The 21,476-nt window shown below is 42.2% G+C and carries 17 protein-coding genes and 1 tRNA gene; 10 read left to right on the forward strand and 8 right to left on the reverse strand.

The features are described 5' to 3' along the window. Positions 1–139: 139 nt before the first annotated feature. Positions 140–625, forward strand: coding sequence for a Dps family protein (locus JMY08_RS13250; RefSeq protein WP_201593681.1), 486 nt, complete (start codon positions 140–142; stop codon positions 623–625). A 102-nt stretch (positions 626–727) separates the two neighbouring features. Here the strand turns inward: JMY08_RS13250 and JMY08_RS13255 are convergent, their stop codons facing one another. From JMY08_RS13255 to JMY08_RS13265, 3 genes are all read right to left on the reverse strand, one after another. Beyond that, a complete protein-coding gene (locus tag JMY08_RS13255) occupies positions 728–1,435 on the reverse strand; it encodes a DUF2057 family protein (protein ID WP_201593682.1) in 708 nt (235 codons plus the stop codon). Between the two features lie 71 nt (positions 1,436–1,506). Further along, positions 1,507–2,310 carry a DnaA regulatory inactivator Hda gene (hda, locus tag JMY08_RS13260; protein WP_010196392.1) on the reverse strand — a complete coding sequence of 268 codons (804 nt, stop codon included), beginning with the start codon at positions 2,308–2,310 and terminating at the stop codon, positions 1,507–1,509. Between the two features lie 325 nt (positions 2,311–2,635). Continuing rightward, on the reverse strand, positions 2,636–3,739 hold the full coding sequence (locus JMY08_RS13265) for an AI-2E family transporter (RefSeq protein ID WP_010196390.1): 1,104 nt from the start codon (positions 3,737–3,739) through the stop codon (positions 2,636–2,638). A gap of 350 nt (positions 3,740–4,089) precedes the next feature. Between JMY08_RS13265 and purM the strand changes: the two genes are divergently transcribed. After that, the gene (gene purM, locus JMY08_RS13270; RefSeq protein WP_189580164.1) at positions 4,090–5,139 is read left to right on the forward strand and encodes a phosphoribosylformylglycinamidine cyclo-ligase; all 1,050 of its coding nucleotides are present in this window, start codon (positions 4,090–4,092) and stop codon (positions 5,137–5,139) included. Further along, on the forward strand, positions 5,139–5,831 hold the full coding sequence (gene purN / locus JMY08_RS13275) for a phosphoribosylglycinamide formyltransferase (protein ID WP_201593683.1): 693 nt from the start codon (positions 5,139–5,141) through the stop codon (positions 5,829–5,831). The genes purM and purN overlap by 1 nt, the downstream gene beginning before the upstream one ends. 289 nt (positions 5,832–6,120) lie before the next feature. Here the strand turns inward: purN and JMY08_RS13280 are convergent, their stop codons facing one another. Both JMY08_RS13280 and JMY08_RS13285 read right to left on the reverse strand, forming a co-directional pair. Beyond that, on the reverse strand, positions 6,121–7,494 hold the full coding sequence (locus tag JMY08_RS13280) for an NAD-dependent succinate-semialdehyde dehydrogenase (RefSeq protein ID WP_189580158.1): 1,374 nt from the start codon (positions 7,492–7,494) through the stop codon (positions 6,121–6,123). 391 nt (positions 7,495–7,885) lie between these two features. Beyond that, positions 7,886–8,875 (reverse strand): LysR family transcriptional regulator, encoded by a 990-nt coding sequence (locus JMY08_RS13285; RefSeq protein ID WP_010196381.1) that lies wholly within the window; start codon positions 8,873–8,875, stop codon positions 7,886–7,888. Between the two features lie 783 nt (positions 8,876–9,658). Between JMY08_RS13285 and JMY08_RS13290 the strand changes: the two genes are divergently transcribed. Next, complete coding sequence (locus JMY08_RS13290) at positions 9,659–11,245, forward strand: isocitrate lyase (RefSeq protein WP_189580155.1); 1,587 nt, start codon at positions 9,659–9,661, stop codon at positions 11,243–11,245. A 221-nt stretch (positions 11,246–11,466) separates the two neighbouring features. Here JMY08_RS13290 and JMY08_RS13295 read toward each other — a convergent pair whose 3' ends face one another. Next, entirely contained in the window at positions 11,467–12,687 is a 1,221-nt protein-coding gene (locus JMY08_RS13295; protein WP_201593684.1) for a DUF4349 domain-containing protein, read from the reverse strand. 239 nt (positions 12,688–12,926) lie between these two features. On the opposite strand from JMY08_RS13295, the gene JMY08_RS13300 reads away from it, so the two are divergent. Beyond that, positions 12,927–14,507: a CYTH and CHAD domain-containing protein gene (locus JMY08_RS13300; RefSeq protein ID WP_201593685.1), complete on the forward strand. Its 1,581-nt coding sequence runs from the start codon at positions 12,927–12,929 to the stop codon at positions 14,505–14,507. A 169-nt stretch (positions 14,508–14,676) separates the two neighbouring features. On the opposite strand, the gene JMY08_RS13305 is transcribed toward JMY08_RS13300, so the two are convergent. Then, the gene (locus tag JMY08_RS13305) at positions 14,677–15,192 is read right to left on the reverse strand and encodes a L,D-transpeptidase (protein WP_201593686.1); all 516 of its coding nucleotides are present in this window, start codon (positions 15,190–15,192) and stop codon (positions 14,677–14,679) included. 140 nt (positions 15,193–15,332) lie between these two features. Here JMY08_RS13305 and JMY08_RS13310 point away from each other — a divergent pair, with 140 nt between their 5' ends. Next, the gene (locus tag JMY08_RS13310) at positions 15,333–16,541 is read left to right on the forward strand and encodes a hypothetical protein (protein WP_201593687.1); all 1,209 of its coding nucleotides are present in this window, start codon (positions 15,333–15,335) and stop codon (positions 16,539–16,541) included. Positions 16,542–16,651: 110 nt separating this feature from the next. On the opposite strand, the gene JMY08_RS13315 is transcribed toward JMY08_RS13310, so the two are convergent. After that, complete coding sequence (locus JMY08_RS13315) at positions 16,652–17,890, reverse strand: argininosuccinate synthase (protein ID WP_010196371.1); 1,239 nt, start codon at positions 17,888–17,890, stop codon at positions 16,652–16,654. A 352-nt stretch (positions 17,891–18,242) separates the two neighbouring features. Between JMY08_RS13315 and pyrC the strand changes: the two genes are divergently transcribed. The 4 genes from pyrC to JMY08_RS13335 all read left to right on the forward strand — a co-directional run bounded on the left by pyrC (position 18,243) and on the right by JMY08_RS13335 (position 20,926). Continuing rightward, positions 18,243–19,313: a dihydroorotase gene (pyrC, locus tag JMY08_RS13320; RefSeq protein ID WP_026037065.1), complete on the forward strand. Its 1,071-nt coding sequence runs from the start codon at positions 18,243–18,245 to the stop codon at positions 19,311–19,313. A gap of 319 nt (positions 19,314–19,632) precedes the next feature. Continuing rightward, entirely contained in the window at positions 19,633–20,292 is a 660-nt protein-coding gene (gene rnt, locus JMY08_RS13325; protein ID WP_201593688.1) for a ribonuclease T, read from the forward strand. A gap of 306 nt (positions 20,293–20,598) precedes the next feature. Then, positions 20,599–20,796 (forward strand): hypothetical protein, encoded by a 198-nt coding sequence (locus JMY08_RS13330; protein WP_141629673.1) that lies wholly within the window; start codon positions 20,599–20,601, stop codon positions 20,794–20,796. A 54-nt stretch (positions 20,797–20,850) separates the two neighbouring features. Beyond that, positions 20,851–20,926: transfer RNA gene (locus JMY08_RS13335), tRNA-Glu, on the forward strand. Positions 20,927–21,476 lie beyond the last annotated feature (550 nt).

Raw genomic sequence — 21,476 nt, forward strand, 5'->3', positions numbered from 1 at the left:
TTAATAATAGTTTGCTATTATTATAAGCATCAAAGGAAGAGATAGAGCTTACATTGATATATTTTATATATTGATTAACTAGAACTACTCTTCTTTATTTAATCTCGCATAATAACACTCACACTATAAGGACAATATTATGAGTAACTCTAATAACGCTACTAACCAAATCGGCCTAGAAAAAGCAGATATGAGCGCTGTAATCACTGAGCTTAATAGCTTACTATCAAGCTATCACATGTTCTATATCAACGTCCGTGGTTACCACTGGAATGTCAAAGGTGAGCATTTCTTTACTTTGCACCCACAGTTTGAAGCGCTGTATACCAGCCTACAAGTACAAATCGATGAAATCGCTGAGCGTATCTTGACGTTAGGTGGTACCCCACTCCACGCGTATAGCGACTTTACTCAGCATACGAGTATCAAAGAAGACAAAAACGTCAAAGATGGCAATACTTGTGTGAAAGGCGTAGTAACTGGCCTACAAGAGTTGATTCTAGAGCAGCGTCAAGTATCCGCGTTAGCCGCAGAAAGTGAAGATCAAGGCACCGCCGACCTCGTAGATGCCTATGTGCAAGAGCAAGAAAAGCTGATCTGGATGTACAACGCTTTTTTGGGTTAATAACAATCAGATCACGATAATTTAAATAATAGTCAAATGTAGAACAATAAAAAGCACCCGATATGGGTGCTTTTTATTATCAATGCTTTATAGAGTATTGATTTACTGTTGAATCCACTGACGCATTTTTTCGCGCTCTGCAGGGGTTGCTTGTAGCCAAACCTGCATAAATACATCTAACGTGTTGGTAGAGGTATTCACACTCGTAGCCTGTTTAACAGGAGCCGTTGGCGCTATGCTGACGTTGCTTTGGGTAGTGACTGATGGCTGACCAATAGCCGCAATCGCACGCTGATTTTGTAATTCTGCATCAGTGCTACCACCAAATACACCGCCTATCGCTTTGCCCAATCCAGCAAATAAACCACCGTCGTTGTTTGCAATGCTTTTTTGACTAGCGACAATAGTATTGTTCTGCTGCACTGCGAGGGTTGGTTGATCCGCATACTCTTTGGCTGCTTCATATTTTTCTGGTTGATTGGGCATGGTCAAGCGGTATGTCTGATTGTCTGCCAACTCTGCTGTCACGCTAATATTTCCTGAACGCAGATAATCATGTTCGTCGCGAGGTAACTGATACAGTCGGTCATATTTCGCGGTGATAGCGTGCTGACCAGGCTGCAAAGTGAATTTTTTGGTCAATGGCTGAAAGGCACTCTGTTGAACTTCTTGACCATTAATGGCGGTCACTTTGATATAGTCATCGACGAGCAAAGTAACAGCGGCATGTGAGAGCATAGACACCGATCCTGCACTAATTAGTAAGGTGCTGATGGTCAGTTTTTTTAGTAAAGAAGCATTGGTTTTCATAAGTGGTTCCATTGATAATAAAGGCATTGATAACAGCAGTATTTTGAATAAAATAAATTACATTTTGAATATTAAAAATCGAGTGGCATCGTATGTTGGTCTTGACTGGCGGCATCATTGTCCACTTGCGTTTCTTGGGCAATATCTGCAAGCTCCGCCGCTAGCGTTTGCTCATCAATCGTACGCAAGGCATCACTGATTACCGCCTTAGAGATATTACTACGCCCTAAGTTTGAGAACATCGGCTGGATGTAGTTGAGCACCTCCATCATGGCACCGATACGATGCGGCCCTTCGGTAAGTAGATAATCGATAATACGCTCATCAAACTGCCAACCGCGACGACGCAAGATAGATTGTAACAAGGCTTGACGGTCAGCGAGATCGTGACCATTCGGTACTTTAAAGGTAGGCGCTTGTGCCAAACGAGTGAGCAGGTCTGTCAGCTGAAACGGTAAGTCAGTGGCAGATTTATTGGCGGCAAATAATAACTGGCGCTGACCTTCACGGCTGCGATTAATGAGATGAAACAAGGCTTCTTGCCATTGACTGCTCTGCTCCAGCACTTCCAAATCATCGATTGCGATAAGGTCGAAGTTCTCTAAAGATGAGAGCACGTGGACATCGGCATGAATCAATTCGTTGAGTGACAAACAAATCGCAGATTTGTCCATCTCAATGAAAGACTCACAAATAGCGGATAGTAAATGGGATTTGCCAGTAGCGGGGCTGCCAAACAGGTACAACTGACCAATCAGGCCGACATGTAGCTGCCGCACTGCATCAATAATCGACATCCAACCGGGACCGGCAAAGTCACTGAGACTCGCATCATGCTTAATGTCCAGATTGAGACTTAGCTGGGCTTCTGCCATGAATCATCAACTCGGTTTGCGTAGCGCAATAGGTAGAAAAGGAAAAAGGTTCAGTAACTTTTAAACAGGCTTAATCAAAAACGCTTAAACAGATTTGAAGTTTCAATCAAGCTTAGTCTAACCTGACAATTATCAAAACTGACGACGCTTCTCAAAACCATCATAGTAACGGCTATTACCGCTACTACTGCGCCTATATATAACATATTTGCAAAATGACTGACAAGTCTTTTACTTACTAAGCTTTGTCAGTCATCATCCATCAAGCCCAAATTTTATGCTTATTATCTAATAAATTTATCAACTTTCAATGACAAGATGTTCATTATTTTTTAAATAACACCAACTGTTTCCGACCTTTATAAAAGTCCGTGGAGAGATAATAACTGTACAAATGGCGGAATAATACGTTAATGACCGCGGATACTGGTAGCGCGATAAGCATACCAACGAAACCCAATAGGCTCGCACCTGCCAATACAGCAAATATGACCCATAATGGTGACAATCCAATTTTATCACCTAATAATAAAGGCTGTAGGATATAGCCCTCTGCGGCTTGTCCCACTAAAAACGCGCCAACGATCAATGACAGATATGTCCAATTTAAGCCGAACTGGAACAAACAAGCGATAATTGCCGCGATAAAACCAATCCCAAAGCCCAGATAAGGTACGAAGCTGGCGATACCAGCCACCATCCCGATAATAAGACCTAGCTCAAGCCCAATAAGTTGTAACTGTACGGCATAAATGGCACCCAATAAGACCATCACCAACAACTGACCTTTGATAAACGCCATCAATGCCCGATCGCACTCTTGGGCAATACCAATGACTTTTTTGCAGTATGGTGCTGGAATCGCCATCTTCCACATCTGCAGGCGTTTGTCCCAATTGAACAAGAAATAAAAGGTCAAAATGGGCACTAAAACAATCAATCCTGCATTATTGATAAAACTCATACTCGAAGCAAGCACTTGACTCATCATCGAGCTGGCATCAGAGAACTTATAGTGCGTTTGCAGGTATTCAACCAACGTTTCAGAGACGCCCTTCGCTTCTAGTAGGGGCAAGCGGATATTGGTATTGGCGATCAACCACTGGCGTACTACCTCATTGTACCAGCTCAACACTTTAGGCAAATATTCCCAAGCCGCTTGTAGCTGATGCCATAATGTTGGTATCAACCACCAAAGCAGCAGTACCATCCCCAAGGTAATGGTAGAATAGACAATAATAATAGCTATCCAGCGTTTGATGTATTTCGAGAGACGCTTAACCAGCGGATTGAATAAGTAAGCGAGCACAAAGGCAAAAACGAACGGCAGAATGACTGGTAGCATTAAATACAGCAAAACGAAGGTGATGATAAGCGCGACGACGATAAATAAACGCCGAAAAAAAGGGTCAATCGATTGGTTGATCATTAAGGGCTATCCTACAAGTAAGCTGATATCGATAACTTAGCGTTAAAAAGACAATTTTATTGCTACCAAATAACTGTCTGGTTATCTTTACGTCTATAAATTCTAAGTGCTTTGATTCTAAGTACTTTATTATCGCAGAGTAGATAAAAAAAGCAGTCATTTTTTGTTTCTTAGCGTTTAATTTACCGCTTATCTTTAATCTTAGCCGAATATTGGCAAGTTGCTTTGCGAGTGAGGTCTATTATTAGGTATAATGCGCCCACTATCTTCAAACCTTATAACCTTGATTTTTGCATAATCAATTACTTTACCTTTTAATTCTAATTATATTCCCCAACTGTGAGATGACTATGAGTGACAAGCCTTCGTTAAGCTACAAAGATGCCGGCGTTGATATCGATGCAGGTGATGCATTGGTGCAGCGAATCAAGTCCGTAGCAAAAGCCACGACTCGTCCTGAAGTCGTGGGTGGGTTGGGTGGTTTTGGCGCGTTGTGCCGTATTCCAACAGGTTACACCTCACCTTTATTGGTCTCTGGTACTGACGGTGTCGGTACTAAGCTCAAGCTTGCCTTACAGCTGAATCGTCATGAGACGATCGGCATCGACTTGGTAGCGATGTGTGTCAACGATTTATTGGTGTGCGGTGCTGAGCCTTTATTCTTTTTAGATTACTATGCAACTGGTAAACTCGATGTCGATGTCGCTGCTACTGTCGTCAGCGGCATTGGTGATGGTTGTAAGCTGGCTAATTGTGCACTTATCGGTGGCGAAACGGCTGAAATGCCAGGCATGTATCAAGACGATGATTACGATCTTGCTGGATTTTGTGTGGGCGTGGTCGAAGAAGCGGAAGTCATCACTGGCGAAAATGTCGCAGAAGGCGATGTTTTAATCGCTCTTGCCTCAAGCGGCGCGCATTCTAATGGCTACTCATTAGTACGTAAAGTCATCGAAGTTAGTGGTATTGATGTCACTAGCAGCAATGAGCAGTTAGATGGTCAATCTATTCAAGACGCGCTGATGGCACCGACACGCATCTATGTCAAAGCCATTAAAGCCCTACAAGATACCCTTGGCAGCTCAGCCCTCCATGCTATGTCGCATATTACTGGTGGCGGTTTAACCGATAACTTACCGCGTGTATTGCCTGAAACGCTAGCCGCTAGCATCGATACCAATAGCTGGCAGTTTTCAGAGCTGTTCACTTGGTTGCAAACCCAAGGTAATATCGAGCAAAGTGAGATGTACCGCACCTTTAACTGTGGCGTTGGTTTTGTGATTGTTGTGCCTAAAGAGCACGCTGACAAGGCAATTGAAACATTAAATGATGCTGGTGAGAATGCTTGGAAACTGGGTGAGATGATCAATCGTGAAGCCGACGCGGTGGTATACCGTTAATGTCCCTTGATCAATCAAGCCAACCCATCAAGCCGTTACGTATTGCCGTGCTAGTATCAGGTAGTGGTAGCAATCTACAAGTCCTAATAGATGCGATGCAAGCAGGCGCGCTACCGATTGAAATAGTAGGTATCATCAGCAACCGTGAAGATGCCTATGCTATCAAGCGTGCTGAGCAAGCCAACATACCTGTCGCCGTGTTATCGCACACTGATAGCGGTAAGCGCATGGCTATCAAAACCTTTGAGAGCCATGCTAGTGCCCAATTAACGGCGTGGCAACCTGACTTAATTGTTTTGGCTGGATTTATGCGGGTGCTGAGCGGCTCATTTATCGATAATGCACCAGCACCGATGATCAATCTTCACCCTTCTCTACTGCCTGTTTATAAGGGGTTAGATACTCATCAACGAGTGTTGCAAGCGGGTGAACGTCATCATGGCTGTAGTATCCATGTCGTCACCGCTGAGCTTGATGCAGGTCAAGTGTTGACCCAAGCGGTATTGAACGTCAATATTAATGACACAGTAGAAAGCTTACAGTCAAGAGTACAGAAGCTTGAACACCAGCTACTGCCGTGGACGATTTTACTGTTAGCAAAAAATGTGTTATCGCTAGAAGTAGATAACATCTCGTCAAAGGCTACAACTTACTTGCCAGCTTTGCCTTTACAACTATTTATAGACGTATAAAAAACTCAGTTTTCTGAGTCATTTTTTTATAACGCAATTTATATATAGTCAAAATACCCCAAAAACGCTACGCTACTGCTGATATTAATTTTTTGCAGCCTCTGTCTGCACAGGCACAGCAAGCAAGAAAAATTGATATCAGCAGTACGTGATGTATCGATATTGCTTTTTACTGACCATAACACAATAAAAAGCCCAGTCACTCATAACGAGTCACTGGGCTTTTTTTATCTAACGACCATTTATATTTTAAAAATATAAACAATCATAAGCATGTTGGTATGTATTCTTAAAATACATGAACACCTTTGATGTTGACGAACTCTTTCACACCGAAGCCACCGTGCTCACGACCATAACCTGAGTTTTTCACGCCGCCAAAAGGCAGTGCAGGATTGGCAAGACCGTAACCATTGATGTAAATCATACCTGTGTCGAATTGCTCACGTGCTAAACGAATGGCTTTCTCTTCATCTTTAGAGAAGATAGCACCACCTAAACCGTAGCGACTGTCATTAGCAATACGCATAGCATCTTCTTCGTCTTTGGCACGAATGAGTGACGCGACAGGACCAAACAATTCGTCGTCATATGCAGGCTGACCTTTTTGCACATTTTCTAGAATAGTTGCTGGGTAAAAACTGCCTTTGCCTTCAGGAACTGTACCACCAACAGCGATGGTTGCACCTTTAGCCACACTTTTTTCTACTTGATCGTGGAGCTGCTCTCGTAGATCTATACGTGCTAGAGGACCGATGTCTGAACTGTCATCCATTGGGTCACCAGCTTTTGTGCCTTCAAATTTTTCGACGATGCGCTTACGGAATTCATCATACACGCTATCGACGACGATGAAGCGTTTGGCAGCCACACAGGTTTCGCCGTTGTTGATCAAGCGAGCTTGAGCACAAGTTTCTACTGCCACTTCTATATCAGCATCTTCTAATACGATAAATGCATCATTTGAGCCAAGCTCTAATACGGCTTTTTTGATCGCTTTAGCAGCTTGTTGTCCAACGATAGCACCTGCTGAGTCACTACCAGTCAATGTCACACCGCGTACTTTATCGTGTCCAATCAACGCTTCTGATTGATCATGATCAATAATAATAGTGCGGAACAAATCGCTTGGCAAGTCAGATTCGTGCAGTATTTTCTCTATCAGTAAGCCTGAACCCGTCACGTTAGACGCATGCTTTAGCAAAATACTGTTACCTGCCATCAAGTTGGCAATGGTGTAACGAAATACCTGATATGCTGGGAAATTCCAAGGCTGCATACCGTAGATAATACCGATAGGCTGATACGATACGATACCTTTTTTCATGCCTTCGATATCACGTACATCGTCCGCTAAAGAAGCAACACCATTTTCAGCCGTATAATCACAGATTGCTTTACACAGATCCAACTCTTGTAAGCTCTGGCTATAAAGCTTGCCACGCTCTTCGGTCATTAGCTTAGATAGCTCTTCTTTATATTCCATCAGCTTATCACCGATAGATTTGATGGCACGACCACGCTCTTCGTGACTCACCTTGCGCCATTCTAAAAACGCATTGTGTGAGGCATCAACAATTTTATTGACCTCATCTGTACTCATGTAATCGTAATTTTTGATCTCTTCGCCCGTGGTTGGGTTGATAGTAGTAATGTCTGACATAATTGCTGCCCTTGTTATTTGGTTTTATATATTTGAATTTTATATATTTAGTATAGTCTTGACTTTCAGTATAGTCGTGACTTGTAATTATTTAGTTGTCACGCTGATAGAACGACATGTCGGTAAGTCGTCTTCCATCTGCAGCTATAATAACAAGGTAATCGGCGAAGAGTTTTACAATATATTGTGAAGTGTGTTGAAGATGTTAATAGTGTGACTATCTTATTAATAAATAATTAAATATTGAATAATCATTTTTAGAAAAACTAAACAAAAAAACCAGCCTAATTGTAAGGCTGGTTCATGGTCTGTACTAAATACGAGCTCGTTAACGGTATTTTAAGCAGTTCAATAACTGACTATATTGATTGCATAATTGCTTAAAAACCAATTAAAACAAATGATTAATAATAGGAATGTCTTGCGGTGGATTTTCTTCTTCGTCAACGATTTGACGTGCCACATGCATGATAAGCTGACGCAACCATCTATGTGCTGGATGATGCTGTAGTAAAGGTGACCACGCCATAGTCAGCTCAAATTCAGGGATAAAAAATGGTGGTTCTTCCATCTTTATACTGTCGTTGTTGGCCTGCATTTTTGCCACACGGGTGGGCAATGTCGCGATCAAATCTTTATTGGCTGCCAGCATAGCCGGCATTTGGTAATGGCGGGTAAAAACGCTGATTTGGCGTTTTTGTCCTAAACGTTGCAGTGCTTGATCGATAGAACCTAATCCGCCAGATTTTTCTGGGTTGACCCCAAACCCTACGCCCATCCCTGTTTTTGACACCCAAACGTGCTGCGCTTTTAGATAATTTTTGAGATTGAAGCGGTTAGCATAAGGGCTGTCAGAAGACAACAAACAGCTAAAAGTATCACGCCAGACCAACACTTGATGAAAGCTTTGCGGTATTTCATTAAAGCGGTTGATGGCCAAATCCACGCGCCCCTGCTCCATATCGCGATAAGAGACATCGGATGGCGTCAAAAAATCCAAGATAACATTGGGTGCTTCAGACCGTAATGCTTTTACCAGTTTGGGTACTAAGGTCGCCTCTGCATAGTCTGAGGTCATGATACGAAAGACACGTGAGGTACTATAGGGGCGAAATTCGGTACGTGGCTCTAGAACTTGGGTCAAGTCAGCCAATATCTCGCGGATACGAGGCTGTAGCTCAAGCGCGCGCTCGGTTGGTGTCATGCCTTCTGAGGAACGTACCAGTAATGGATCGTTAAATAGTTTACGTAAACGCCGTAAAATATTGCTCATAGCAGGTTGAGTAATGCCAAGCTGCTCGGCAGCACGTGTTACGTTTTTTTCTCGTAACAATACATCTAAATGTACCAATAAATTTAAATCAACCCGCTGCAAATTCATATATATTTCTCTTTGCCTTAGAATAAATACCATTATAAATATTGGTATTTTTAATGCTGTCATAGAGATTTATTCTCTAGAACCGCACAATATCGTTGTTTTTTTGATTAAAATTTTCTAGTATTTGCCAATTATAACGCAAACCAGCAATCATAAGACATTGTTTTTTATATATTATAACTAAATAAAATACCCAAGATAACTATCATAAATTAGATAAATCTTGGTAAGGCAGTTATAGTAAGTGACACAGACAAGTCATCATGTAAGCAAGAAACTGTCGGTTGAGATGCTGATTATAAGCCTTACTGACCAACACTATATTTTAATGGTCTATATCGATAGCAAAACATAATGAATTGACCATCAATACTATTAAATTAACTTTTAGACGATTATATTTTTTGGACGATAGCATCATTGATTATTGTAACACCTCTCATCGCCAATTATGAAATCACAACTCTATAATTGTTTTGGCAGTCTATAAAACGTACTGAGTGAGCGCAAAGTTATCGCCCTGTACCAGACAATTTGTCAACTGCTGAGTTCAGCAAATTCCTTGTGTTTATAGATAGGTTTGTTTAGGGTAAGTGGAGCTACGTTTGATAGACATTTATTTTTGGCGAACATAACCATCCATCCTTTTTAGTGATGTCCATTCTTATTAGATGTCGATAACGTTAATAAAATCTTATTCTATTTCTTTTAATAACAGACAGTCGTAATCATTTTTTATCACTTAATTTTTATCGTTTTTACACCCCACCAAGGAGACTATATATGTCAACTGTTTATAAGTCAGCGATCGATCTAGTACGTGAATTAAAGCAAAAACACGGTAACTGGCAAAATATCAGCGAAACTGATGCTGCACGTATGATGGCACAAAACCGCTTCAAAACCGGTTTAGATATTGCAAAGTATACTGCAAAAATCATGCGCCAAGACATGGAAGACTATGACAACGATACGTCTCAGTACACTCAGTCTCTAGGTGCTTGGCATGGTTTTGTTGCACAACAAACGATGTATGCTAAGAAAAAATACTTTGGTACTACTGCTAAAACTTACATCTATCTATCAGGTTGGATGGTAGCAGCATTACGCTCTGAGTTTGGTCCTCTACCTGACCAATCAATGCACGAAAAAACGTCAGTACCTAAGCTAATCGCAGAGATCTATACGTTCTTACGTCAAGCTGATGCTAAAGTATTGAATGACTATTTCCGTGAGCTAAACGCTGCTGAAGAAGCCGGCCAAGACACCTCAGCCATTCTAGAAAAAATCGAAAACTTTGATTCGCATGTTGTGCCAATCATTGCTGATATCGATGCTGGTTTCGGTAACGAAGAAGCGACTTACTTGCTAACTAAGCAAATGATTGAAGCGGGTGCTTGTGCTATTCAGGTTGAAAACCAAGTATCTGATGCTAAGCAATGTGGTCATCAGGCTGGTAAAGTAACTGTACCGCATGAAGACTTCATCTCAAAAATCAATGCTATTCGTTATGCATTCTTAGAGCTTGGTGTTGAAGACGGTGTTATCGTTGCTCGTACTGATTCTGAAGGCGCGTCACTTACGCAAAAAATCCCAGTATCAAATGAGCCAGGCGATCTTGCTTCTAAATATATCGATTTTATCGAAATGGAAGAAGTAACGCTAGAAGATGCTCTAGAAAACGACAGCTTGCTTAAGCACAACGGCAAACTAGTACGCCCTGTTCGCTTGCAAAACGGCTTATATCAGTTCCGTGAAGACACCAACATCGATCGCGTTGTACTTGATTGCGTAACTGCTCTAGAAAACGGTGCTGATCTACTATGGATCGAAACGCCTACGCCAAACGTTGAACACATCAAAATGATGGTTGATCGTATTAAAGAAGAGCAACCAAAAGCGAAACTGGTTTATAACAACAGCCCATCGTTCAACTGGACGCTCAACTTCCGTAAGCAAGTTATTGCAGAGTGGGAAGAAGCTGGTAAAGACGTTTCAGCATACAACAAGAATGACTTGATGAGCGCTGATTATGACGGTACTGAATTGGATGCAGCTGCTGATGAAGCGGCTAAAAACTTCCAAAAAGACGCGTCACGTGAAGCTGGTGTATTCCATCACTTAATCACCCTACCGACTTACCACACGACTGCTCTTAGCGTTCATGAACTTGCTAAAGGCTACTTCGGTGAAGAAGGTATGCTTGCTTATGCTGCTGGCGTACAACGTAAAGAAATCCGTGAAGGCATCTCTTGTGTTAAGCACCAAGCAATGGCAGGTTCTGACCTTGGCGATGATCACAAAGAAATCTTCTCAGGCGATAATGCTCTGAAAGCTGGCGGCGGCAAGAACACAATGAACCAGTTCTAATCACCGACACTTTGTAAGTAGTTTTTATCAGTAAAAGTTATAAAAAAAGCTGCCCTACATGATGTAGGGCGGCTTTTTTATGTGCAGACTTAGGGCATGTTCTCAACCTGAACGAGAGCGCCCGAATGGGCTAAAAATGGTCAAATCAACTATAAAAATGCTATTGCAAACTGCTTGCATTGAAAAGCATTTAAAAATCAAGGTTTAATAGACAAAACGCTTTACTCTTTAGAATGACGGTCATCAGTATGGCTATTGCCCTTAGCTTTCATCTCAGACCTACGTTTTGCGTTGAGCTTGGCGTGGTTCATACGCCTAGTACTTCTACGAAATGTGCGATACAGTATTTTTATAAGTCTATAAACTATATAAAACACCCCTACTAATACGACAAGCCACCATAGTCTAATCAAAGTGATGGCGACTTCTCTCAACATCTCCCAACCCTCTTTGAATGCCTGACCCACTTGTGTGCTAAAGCTTGGACGTTCAGCTTCTATCAGTAGATCTATATTTTGCGTCGTTTCTTTATAACTAATATCCGGTTGCGTAAAGGTTAAGTTGATCGTACTGTATTTCACTCTATCCGCAATATTCATTTGCTCTAACTGTGCATATTCCTGCTGTTGCCGAGCCGCATAGGTGGCGGTGATCGTATCGACATTACTGGTTTGATCTTTATCATTTTTGCTATCAAGCCGTTCTTGACTGAGATCCTTTGCCATATCGCTATTGAGCTTACTTGCCAGTTGCTCACGATATATATCCAAAGTGACGTCTTGAGCTGAGAACTCTTGCTCATTCAAAAAAGCCACTTGCTGCTGTACTTGTTTTAGGAACTTGTTCACGTTTTGTCTAGGGATACGTACGGTCATCTCAGCTTGTCGATAATAGGTTGTCAAAACAATATTATTATCCCCTTGCACAAAACCACGACTATCGCGCGCTCGATTGCTAATATGACTTGATGCAACGTAACCCTTTTGCTGATAGGTTAAACTTTCAATAGCGCTACTACTCTCTACCACATCCTCTACTTTAAAGTCAGCTGCCGCATTGATAAGTAAGGTCTTACCTGCTATTTTTATATCAGCCGCTTGGCTATTAAGGGTTTGCTCACTATCATTAGATAAATTTTGTACTTGTAATTTAGGTGAGTCTTTATTATTGGTATCTGATATATCAGCACCCTGATCCGCTATCTCTTCAATCGCTTGTTCCGTAGCCACATATTCGGTCTCAGCGCTACTTTGTTCTGATTCATATTCCTCATTTTGTTGACTGCAGCCACTAGCGATAATAGTAGTCAAGGCTATAACGCTACATACTTTAACCCAAGTCGCCGTTTGGAAGATGGAGTCACTGTAATCTGATGCTGACGTGTTTGATTTGAGGGCTTGCCTTACAGAGAAAGCCCCTGTCTTTTTTGGTCTCGTTTTCATCGCTGCAACTCCATTTTATCTTACTTTTGTTTAATTCCTTGCCTTGATTATAATGATTATTTGCCAAAAGTATATTGCTAAGCATAAAACGCATGCAAACTGTCAAAATTTCACTTGTCATTATGAGGCAGCTTTCATACGATGTTAGTCAGTTGACTGTGATTGTCGAACTATAATTATCGAACCACTAATACCTGACTATGATTATCGAAACTTGATTACCTGACTAGGAAAATACGATGCAAGAAATAGAGCTGAAGTTTTTGGTGCCAGAATCGCGGTTAAAAGGTTTGATGCGTCAAACGCACGTTAAATCGTCACAAGTACTGCAACTGGCGGCACACTATTACGATACGCCTGACCAGCAGCTTGCACAAGCAAGTATAGGCCTGCGCATTCGCAAAGAAGGTGATACATGGGTACAGACTATCAAAGCGGGTGGTGATGGGATTGCGGCGCGCTTAGAGCATAATGCCGTGCTCGATAATGAGCAAGTACAAACGATGCTCGATAATAATGAGCTGACGCCTGATTTGACAATATATGAAGACACTCCAATCGCTGAGGCATTGGCTGATTTTAAACTCAAAAAGCTAGCAAAGACGCTAACACGACTTTATGTTACTGACGTCGAGCGCACTACGCGGTTGCTAACAGAAAGTAATGAGGATGAAACCGATAATTGTATCGAAATGGCTTATGATCAGGGAGAAATTATTCATGGTACTGATGAAACTCGGCGCAAAGCCATTCGAGAGATAGAGTTTGAATTGGTGTCAGGAGATTTAGATTTTCTATTTACGACTGCCAAAACATGGTGCAAGCGCTATAAGCTGTGTCTATCTACCGTCACCAAAGCCGAAAATGGCGGCTTACTTATTAATGAGCAGAGCCACAGTCCTGCAGTCAACGCAAACCTAAGTCAATTGCAAATAGACAAAGACAGCAGTGCACCTGCCTTTATACGTGCGGTAGTACACAATTGCTTATTACAGATACTACCAAATAGTAGTGCTATCGTCGCTGGTAGTAAGGATGAGGCACATGTTCTACAACTGCGTATCGGCATTGATCGCTTGCGTACTGCGTTGAAAGCATTTGTCGACTTCTCCGATGAAATTAACCCTGAATGGCTGCCTATACTTAATCAAACTGCGAACTTACTTAGCGATTATTATCAGCTTTCTTATATCAATGCACAGATCGAACCTGAGCTACAAGCATGTGGCGCGCCTGCCGTTGACTGGACGAAAGATATCGAAAATATTAAAATTACACCCATTAATACGCTGCAAGCTAATGATTTTCAAATAACCTTGCTAGAGCTGATTGCCTTTACCATGAGCGACCCAAGCATTGAACCTCAGACTGATCAGCTTGCCCGCGATAAGATGGGAAAAGTCCTCTCCAAACAATATAAAAAATGCCTTAAAACCAATAAAAAAACTGACGAAGTAAGTGTTACTGAGCTTATGAGCGATGATGTAGACGAAGACATCGCTGATAATGACCAACCTGAAAGCGAGTTGCTCAATCAGTTAAGAGATTTGCGTTACATCAGTGAATTCTCCGTACCTTTACTAAGTAAGAAAAAAGCTAAGAAGAAAACCAAACGTTGGCTAAAACGGCTGATAAAAGCGCAAAAAGCGTTAGAACAACTGAACGATGATAATCAATATCAGCAGTTCTACAATCTAAAATCAACAACAGATGCTAATGCTTTATATGGCGCGGGTTGGTTTGCAGCCATACTGACTGATGACCAAAGTCATATTGACGCACGTTTAGCAAAATTTGCGGACAGCTCAACGTTTTGGTAGAAGTAGGGATATTATGTTTATGATGGATACTGCTTTCATAAAGTAAAACCACTTCATAAAGTAAAACCACTTCATAAAAAAGACAGCTTGTTGTATAACAGGCTGTATTTTTTTATCGTATTTAAATAGTGTCTATCAGCGCCATGGCTAAATTTGTACGCAACACGACCTAATCAACAACGATCGTAACGGGCATGCCCTCTTCTACTTGCTCAAATAATTCTACAATATCTTTATTACGCATACGTATACAGCCATGTGATAGTGGAGTACTCATTGGTTCAGTATCTGGTGTACCATGGATATAAATATAGCGCTGATAAGTATCACAGCTGCCTTGGCTGTTTCTGCCTTTATTAACGCCTTCCTCAAGACCGCTTAACCATAAAATACGACTCAGTATCCAGTCGCGCTCAGGATGTAATACGCCAAAATCCGCACTATACACTTCGCCTGTAGGGACACGCCCTATAAACACAGCATTCATAGGCTCACTCCCACCTATTTTTTCTGCCACCACGTGCTTCCCTAGCGGCGTACAGCCACTATCTTGTTGACTACCTATGCCGTTTTTAGCGGTAGATACTTGGTATTGTGCCACTTCTTTATGCTGCTGATACATCGTTAATGTTTGCTCAGCGATATTAATAACTAGTTGTTTATCAAGCGTCTTATTATTGGTCATAAATGCTTCCGACTATCAGTCATTCATCAGATTACTATCAAGGTTATTAGCAAAATGATTGAAAATTTCTATTATCAAGGGATTGTATCAAGACATTTGGCACCGTAATATAGGGGCACACTTTTTGATGCTAGCAGATTATGACGACTATTTCACCGACACGTGTGTCGATGTATGATTTTTTATATCATGATACCCAGCCGATGCTGTCACTTTTGGCCGATGCTGCACAGCTCTCTCTACCGCAAGCTCGCTTAGGGATGGATGCCAGTCTACAAGCCATCGTAAGTGCCCTGCTCGCCTATCAGCAGCGTTATCAGGGACAATCAGTCAGCAAAAAGCTATTTAGTCGTAGTGCTGTTAAAGAGTTACGACAGTATAACTCGATGAACTTTGCGACTATTAATGCAACGTTGTATCATCGACATGATGCTGCGGACGCCATATTCAATGATAGTGCACGAGTGATTAAAGCAAGCGATCGTATTGCAGCAAAAATTGACGCAACGACGCAACAAGCACAAATTTTACTCACCGCTTTGTGTGTGATTGTACTCCGTGAGCTGGCTATCTTGGCAGAATACAGTCAACTCGATAACGATGAAATTAATAAATGGTTCGCCTTACAGCCACAGTTTTTATCCGCAACACGTTTTGCAGCAATTGAGACAAACACTTTAGCAGCCCAAAATGTACAAGATAGCACAGAACCACATTTATTAAACATGGAAGAGCTGCCAAGCGCCCCACCAGCTTTTGATACGTATTGGTACGAGCTGACGGCTTTCAAACCTGAAAATCATGATCCTGTGCAAGACATGCAACTGGCAACTGGCAACTACCTAAAAGCCATCGGGCGCTCACCTGATAATTTGCAGCAAGGCCGCCATAATGACATGTTGGTGTTTGTAGAAATGCAGGCAATTGCGTTACCCCACCAACGCTGGTTGTTACAATTAGCCAAAATCTCAGATATCTATCTCAGCCGAAACCGTCTGCGCGTAAACTCTGAACCTGCCAATCCCCCGAAACCGCCATTGGTTAGCTTGGGGCTAATCGGTGGCAATAACGACAACACACCGGCAACAATCAGTGAAAAACCGATTGAGTATGAGACCTCAACACCGCTATGGAAAAATCCCGTTATTCTCATTATTCTTGTCGTCATCGGTATTCTTGGTGCGCTCGCCACACTCAAATATCAGAGCCAAAAATCTGATGGTGCCATCCTTGCAACAGAAGAGGTCATAGAGCAAGACCTCCTCGAAGAACGTCAGCAGCAAGATGTGGCCATCGTAAAAGTAGACGATGATGAGCCTGTCATTGCAGACACTGCAAAAACTGAGTAGACAAAAATAACCATAAAAAATCAGCCGTAAAAAAAGAGACCCTATCAACATAGAGTCTCTTTTTTGTTGTGCGGTCTAAGTTCCTAATTGGCTATAAGTAGCCAAAAAACTTACTTAGATAAATCACGACCACGGCTGGCTTCGATCGCCAAACGTAATCCGTTCAAACGAATGAAACCTTCGGCATCTTTTTGATCATACGCACCAGCATCATCTTCAAAAGTAGCAATTTTTTCATCAAATAGTGAATCGTCTGATTTACGACCGACGACACTCACAGCACCTTTATATAGTTTCACGCGAACGGTACCGTTGACATACTCTTGTGATTTGTCAATCAACGCCTGTAGCATCATACGCTCAGGGCTGAACCAGTAGCCGTTATAAATGATTTTTGCATAGCGCGGCATCAGCTCATCCTTTAGATGCGCAGCTTCACGGTCTAGCGTTAGCGACTCAATACCGCGATGTGCTTTTAGCATAATGTTACCTGCTGGCGTCTCATAGCAGCCACGTGACTTCATGCCTACATAACGGTTCTCTACGATATCCAAACGTCCGATACCATGACTGCCACCGATTTCGTTGAGCTTAATCATCACTTCATAAGGTTTGAGCCGCTCGCCATCGATAGCAACGATGTCGCCTTTTTCATATTCTAGCTCTAAATACTGGGCTTCGTCAGGGGCTTGCTCTGGGCTGACTGACCAACGCCACATATCATCTTCTGCTTCGGCATAGGGATCTTCTAAGATACCACCTTCATAAGAGATGTGCAGTAAGTTGGCATCCATAGAATAAGGTGATTTTTTCTTATTACCTGCATAGTCGATGGCAATGTCATGCTCTTTGGCATATTCCATCAAGCTCTCACGGCTTGATAAATCCCACTCACGCCAAGGCGCAATGGTTACAACGTCTGGAGACAAGGCAACTGCACCAAGCTCAAAACGTACTTGGTCATTACCTTTACCAGTCGCACCATGGCTGATCGCATCGGCGTTGTGTTCTTTGGCAATCTCAACCAAACGCTTGGCAATTAATGGGCGCGCGATAGAAGTACCTAGCAGATACTCGCCTTCATAGATGGCGTTGGCACGGAACATTGGGAATACATAATCACGGGCAAACTCTTCACGCAAGTCTTCGATATGAATATGCTTGATGCCCATGGCTTTAGCTTTGGCTCGTGCTGGCTCAACTTCTTCGCCTTGACCGATATCAGCAGTGAAGGTAATCACTTCGGCATCATAGGTTACTTGTAGCCATTTTGCGATGATTGAGGTATCAAGACCACCTGAATAGGCCAGTACGATTTTATTAATATTTTTTGGATCAAGCTGAGCCATGAATAACTCCTATTATGAGAATTGACTGTGTGAACTATGCTAAGGGTAAAAGACGCTAAGAATCAATCAAAAGATACATTGCTTGCTCAGTGTACATCATATTTACTATCGGCAAAAGTGTAACTGCCACAAGGTGCTAGCTTTTGGTATTCATTTGCTTATCGTCTCACGCCATTATGTGCATAAAATCCTTATTCATCTTGGTAAATACACAATGACCCATAAATGATATACAGATATGTTGTCGCATATTTAGTCGCATATTTAGTCGCGCAGGCAAATCTGTTATTATAGCCACACAGCATCATTTCTTTTTATTCCCATAAATGACGATATAGAGCGCGATGACACTATGACTGATTCAATGACCGAATTGACCATCCTTCAGCCAGATGATTGGCACATTCACCTCCGTGATGACAGCGCCTTAGCCACTACCGTACCGCATGCAGCCAGTAGTTTTAACCGTGTTATTTGTATGCCAAACCTAGTACCACCTGTCAAAAATGTCGACGATGCGCGCGCCTATCGTGCGCGGATCATGGAGCATCTACAAGCTAGCGATTTGGCTGCGGAGCGCCAAGCAGCATTTGACCCGCGCATGACGTTGTACTTAACAGATCGGACGACGGCGCAAGATATCGAAATGGCAGCACAGTCAGGTATCGTCCAAGCAGTCAAGCTCTACCCTGCTGGTGCCACGACCAACTCTGCAGATGGTGTCACTGACATCAATGCCTGTGTGGATGTCTTTGAAGCGTTAGAAAGGCACAACCTGCCACTACTGTTGCATGGCGAAGTGACACAAAATCATGTGGATATTTTTGACCGCGAAAAACGCTTCTTAGATGAGGTATTGGCACAAATTATCATCAAATTCCCGACGTTAAAGATTGTGATGGAGCACATTACTACCAGTGATGCGGCTGACTTTGTCTTGGCGCAAGGCAATCACATTGCAGCTACTATCACCCCGCAGCATTTGATGTTTAATCGCAACCATCTGTTGGTTGGTGGCATCAAACCACACTTTTATTGCTTGCCTATCTTAAAGCGCGAAAGTCATCAAAAGGTATTATTAGATGTCGCCACCAGCGGCAATCCAAAGTTCTTCTTGGGCACTGACTCTGCCCCACATGCAACGGATAAAAAAGAAGCGGCTTGCGGCTGCGCTGGCTGCTATAGTGCGGCAACTGCTTTGCCTTTGTATGCCACCGCTTTTGATAGTGTTGGCAAAATAGACAAGTTAGAAGGGTTTGCGAGTCGCTTTGGTGCTCAATTCTATGGCTTGCCAGTCAATGAAAGCACGATTACCCTAATCAAAACGCCTATGCAAGTACCCGCAGGCTACCCTTATTTTGATGGCTCATCATTGACCCCGCTGATGGCGGGCGAGACGCTGCCTTGGTCTATCAAAGCATAGTACTTGTAAAGCATAGCACTTATAAAAAACAGCACTTATAAAAAACAGCACTTATAAAAAACAGTACTTATAAAGCAACCTCTGTATTTTATCCTATGATATCAATAATGCCTTTGTACTGAAGGAGCGGTTGATTTCATGGGATACTCATTTCTAATTCAATATAACAATACGACTGATAAAAGCGATTTAACCTGATATGACCACTAAAAACGATGCCGCCTTACCGAACGACAACTCATTAAGCAATGTAGATGCTAGCCTCAATGTCGCGTCAACTACTCACATCGAAGAGAGCGCAGCAGACGAGCAAGCGCCTATGGGTTTGAAAGACCGTTTTCGCAAGTTTCTGCCTGTCGTCGTCGATGTGGAGACAGCAGGTTTTAATGCGCAAACGGATGCTTTGCTAGAAATGGCCTGCATTCCTGTATTACTCAATGAGGAAGGTGTGTTTTATCCTGGTGAGGCATTCAATGCTCATATCGAGCCCTTTGAAGGCGCGAATCTTGAGCCAAGCGCGCTTGCCTTTACTGGTATTGATCCCAACAATCCGATGCGTAAAGCCATTGCCGAAGATGAAAAAACCGCACTACGCCGAATTTTTAAAGGCTTAAAAGAAGTCCGCCGTGCTGAAGACTGCCGTCAATGTGTCTTGATTGGACACAATGCGCATTTTGATTTAGGGTTTTTAAATGCAGCCGTGCTACGTACCAACAGTAAAAGCCACAACCCATTCCATAATTTTTCAGTCTTTGACACGGTGACTCTATCAGCGCTTGCCTTCGGTCAGACAGTGCTGGCACGCGCTTGTAAAGCAGCAGGGCTTGAGTTTGACGGCAAAAATGCCCACTCCGCACTATATGACACCCAAAAAACAGCCGAGCTATTCTGTCATATACTTAACCATTATCCTATGCTGGCCAACGCGATGCATAATGAGGACACTAAAGAAGAATCGGGCGATAGCGATAATACATAAGTCACATATCCTATGTTGCCAACCATACGTAATAGTGCTATTTATAATGCTTGATGACTTTGACATCTTGGACATCTTGATTTGACAATCAATAGGGATATGATTGATACCACTTTCAGTAAGTTGACAAACCTTTCTGACTTTATGTATTACTGTTAAAGGGACTTAATAGCTTACTTACTTGCCACTATTTCACTCCCAAACGACGCTGTTATATCCTATAGATGGTTTAAGTTGCTCACACTGCCTTGATAGCTGCTATTAGTAGCACTGCTGCTGTTAAGGCGTAATAGGAGGGACTTTATTATGGATCCACAACTTAAGTTATGGGGCACCATCATCGGCTATATGCTGCTCGCCTTAACCATTAGTGCTTGCACATCTTTATGGATTCGCCATCATTTAAAGAGTAATGACTTACATCCACGCCGTGCGCTCAAAAAAAGATACTTAATATTAAAAAGACGAAGAAAAAGGCTTGACAGCAAGCGCAGACGCCATTAGAATACGCACCACTTCGGCATAAATGGTGAAAGCAGCTGAGGTGTTGTGTTACTAGTCCCCATCGTCTAGAGGCCTAGGACACCGCCCTTTCACGGCGGTAACGGGGGTTCGAATCCCCCTGGGGACGCCACTATTTGGCGTCACTTATCAGCACTGTTACCGAAAGGCATCAGATAAGACTGATAAATGTACCATCAAAAAGTCCAATCACAATATATCGTGATTGGACTTTTTTTATGTCTGTTCATTTTCCCGGTTTATTTTCCCGATTTACTTTCTTAGTATCGAAACTAACTGCTACTGTGACTTTCGAGCATGGACAAGCATGGATGTACAGTCAGCTCACTATAAAAAAGACACGACAAATAAAAAATCCGCCTACCAATCCTCTCCTTTATCTGTTTTTTCACTCCTGCTCTTATATCAAAGTTATAGTCGATATTAAATAAAATGGATAAACGACATTATGATGCGTGACTGGTACAAATTTTTCTTGCTTGCTGTACGTACGCAGACAGAGGCGACAAAAAATTTATATCAGTCACGCTGTCTCTTTTTATATTACACCTAACCTGACTATAATTATCAAACGCTATCAAAATTCTGTCCCATCCTAGAATAGGTTGAGGGTTTATGAGAAGTCAGATACTTAGCAGTATCTGACTTTTTCTTTGAGTACT

The organism is Psychrobacter sp. Pi2-51, from assembly GCF_904846665.1.
Taxonomy (GTDB): Bacteria; Pseudomonadota; Gammaproteobacteria; order Pseudomonadales; family Moraxellaceae; genus Psychrobacter; species Psychrobacter glaciei.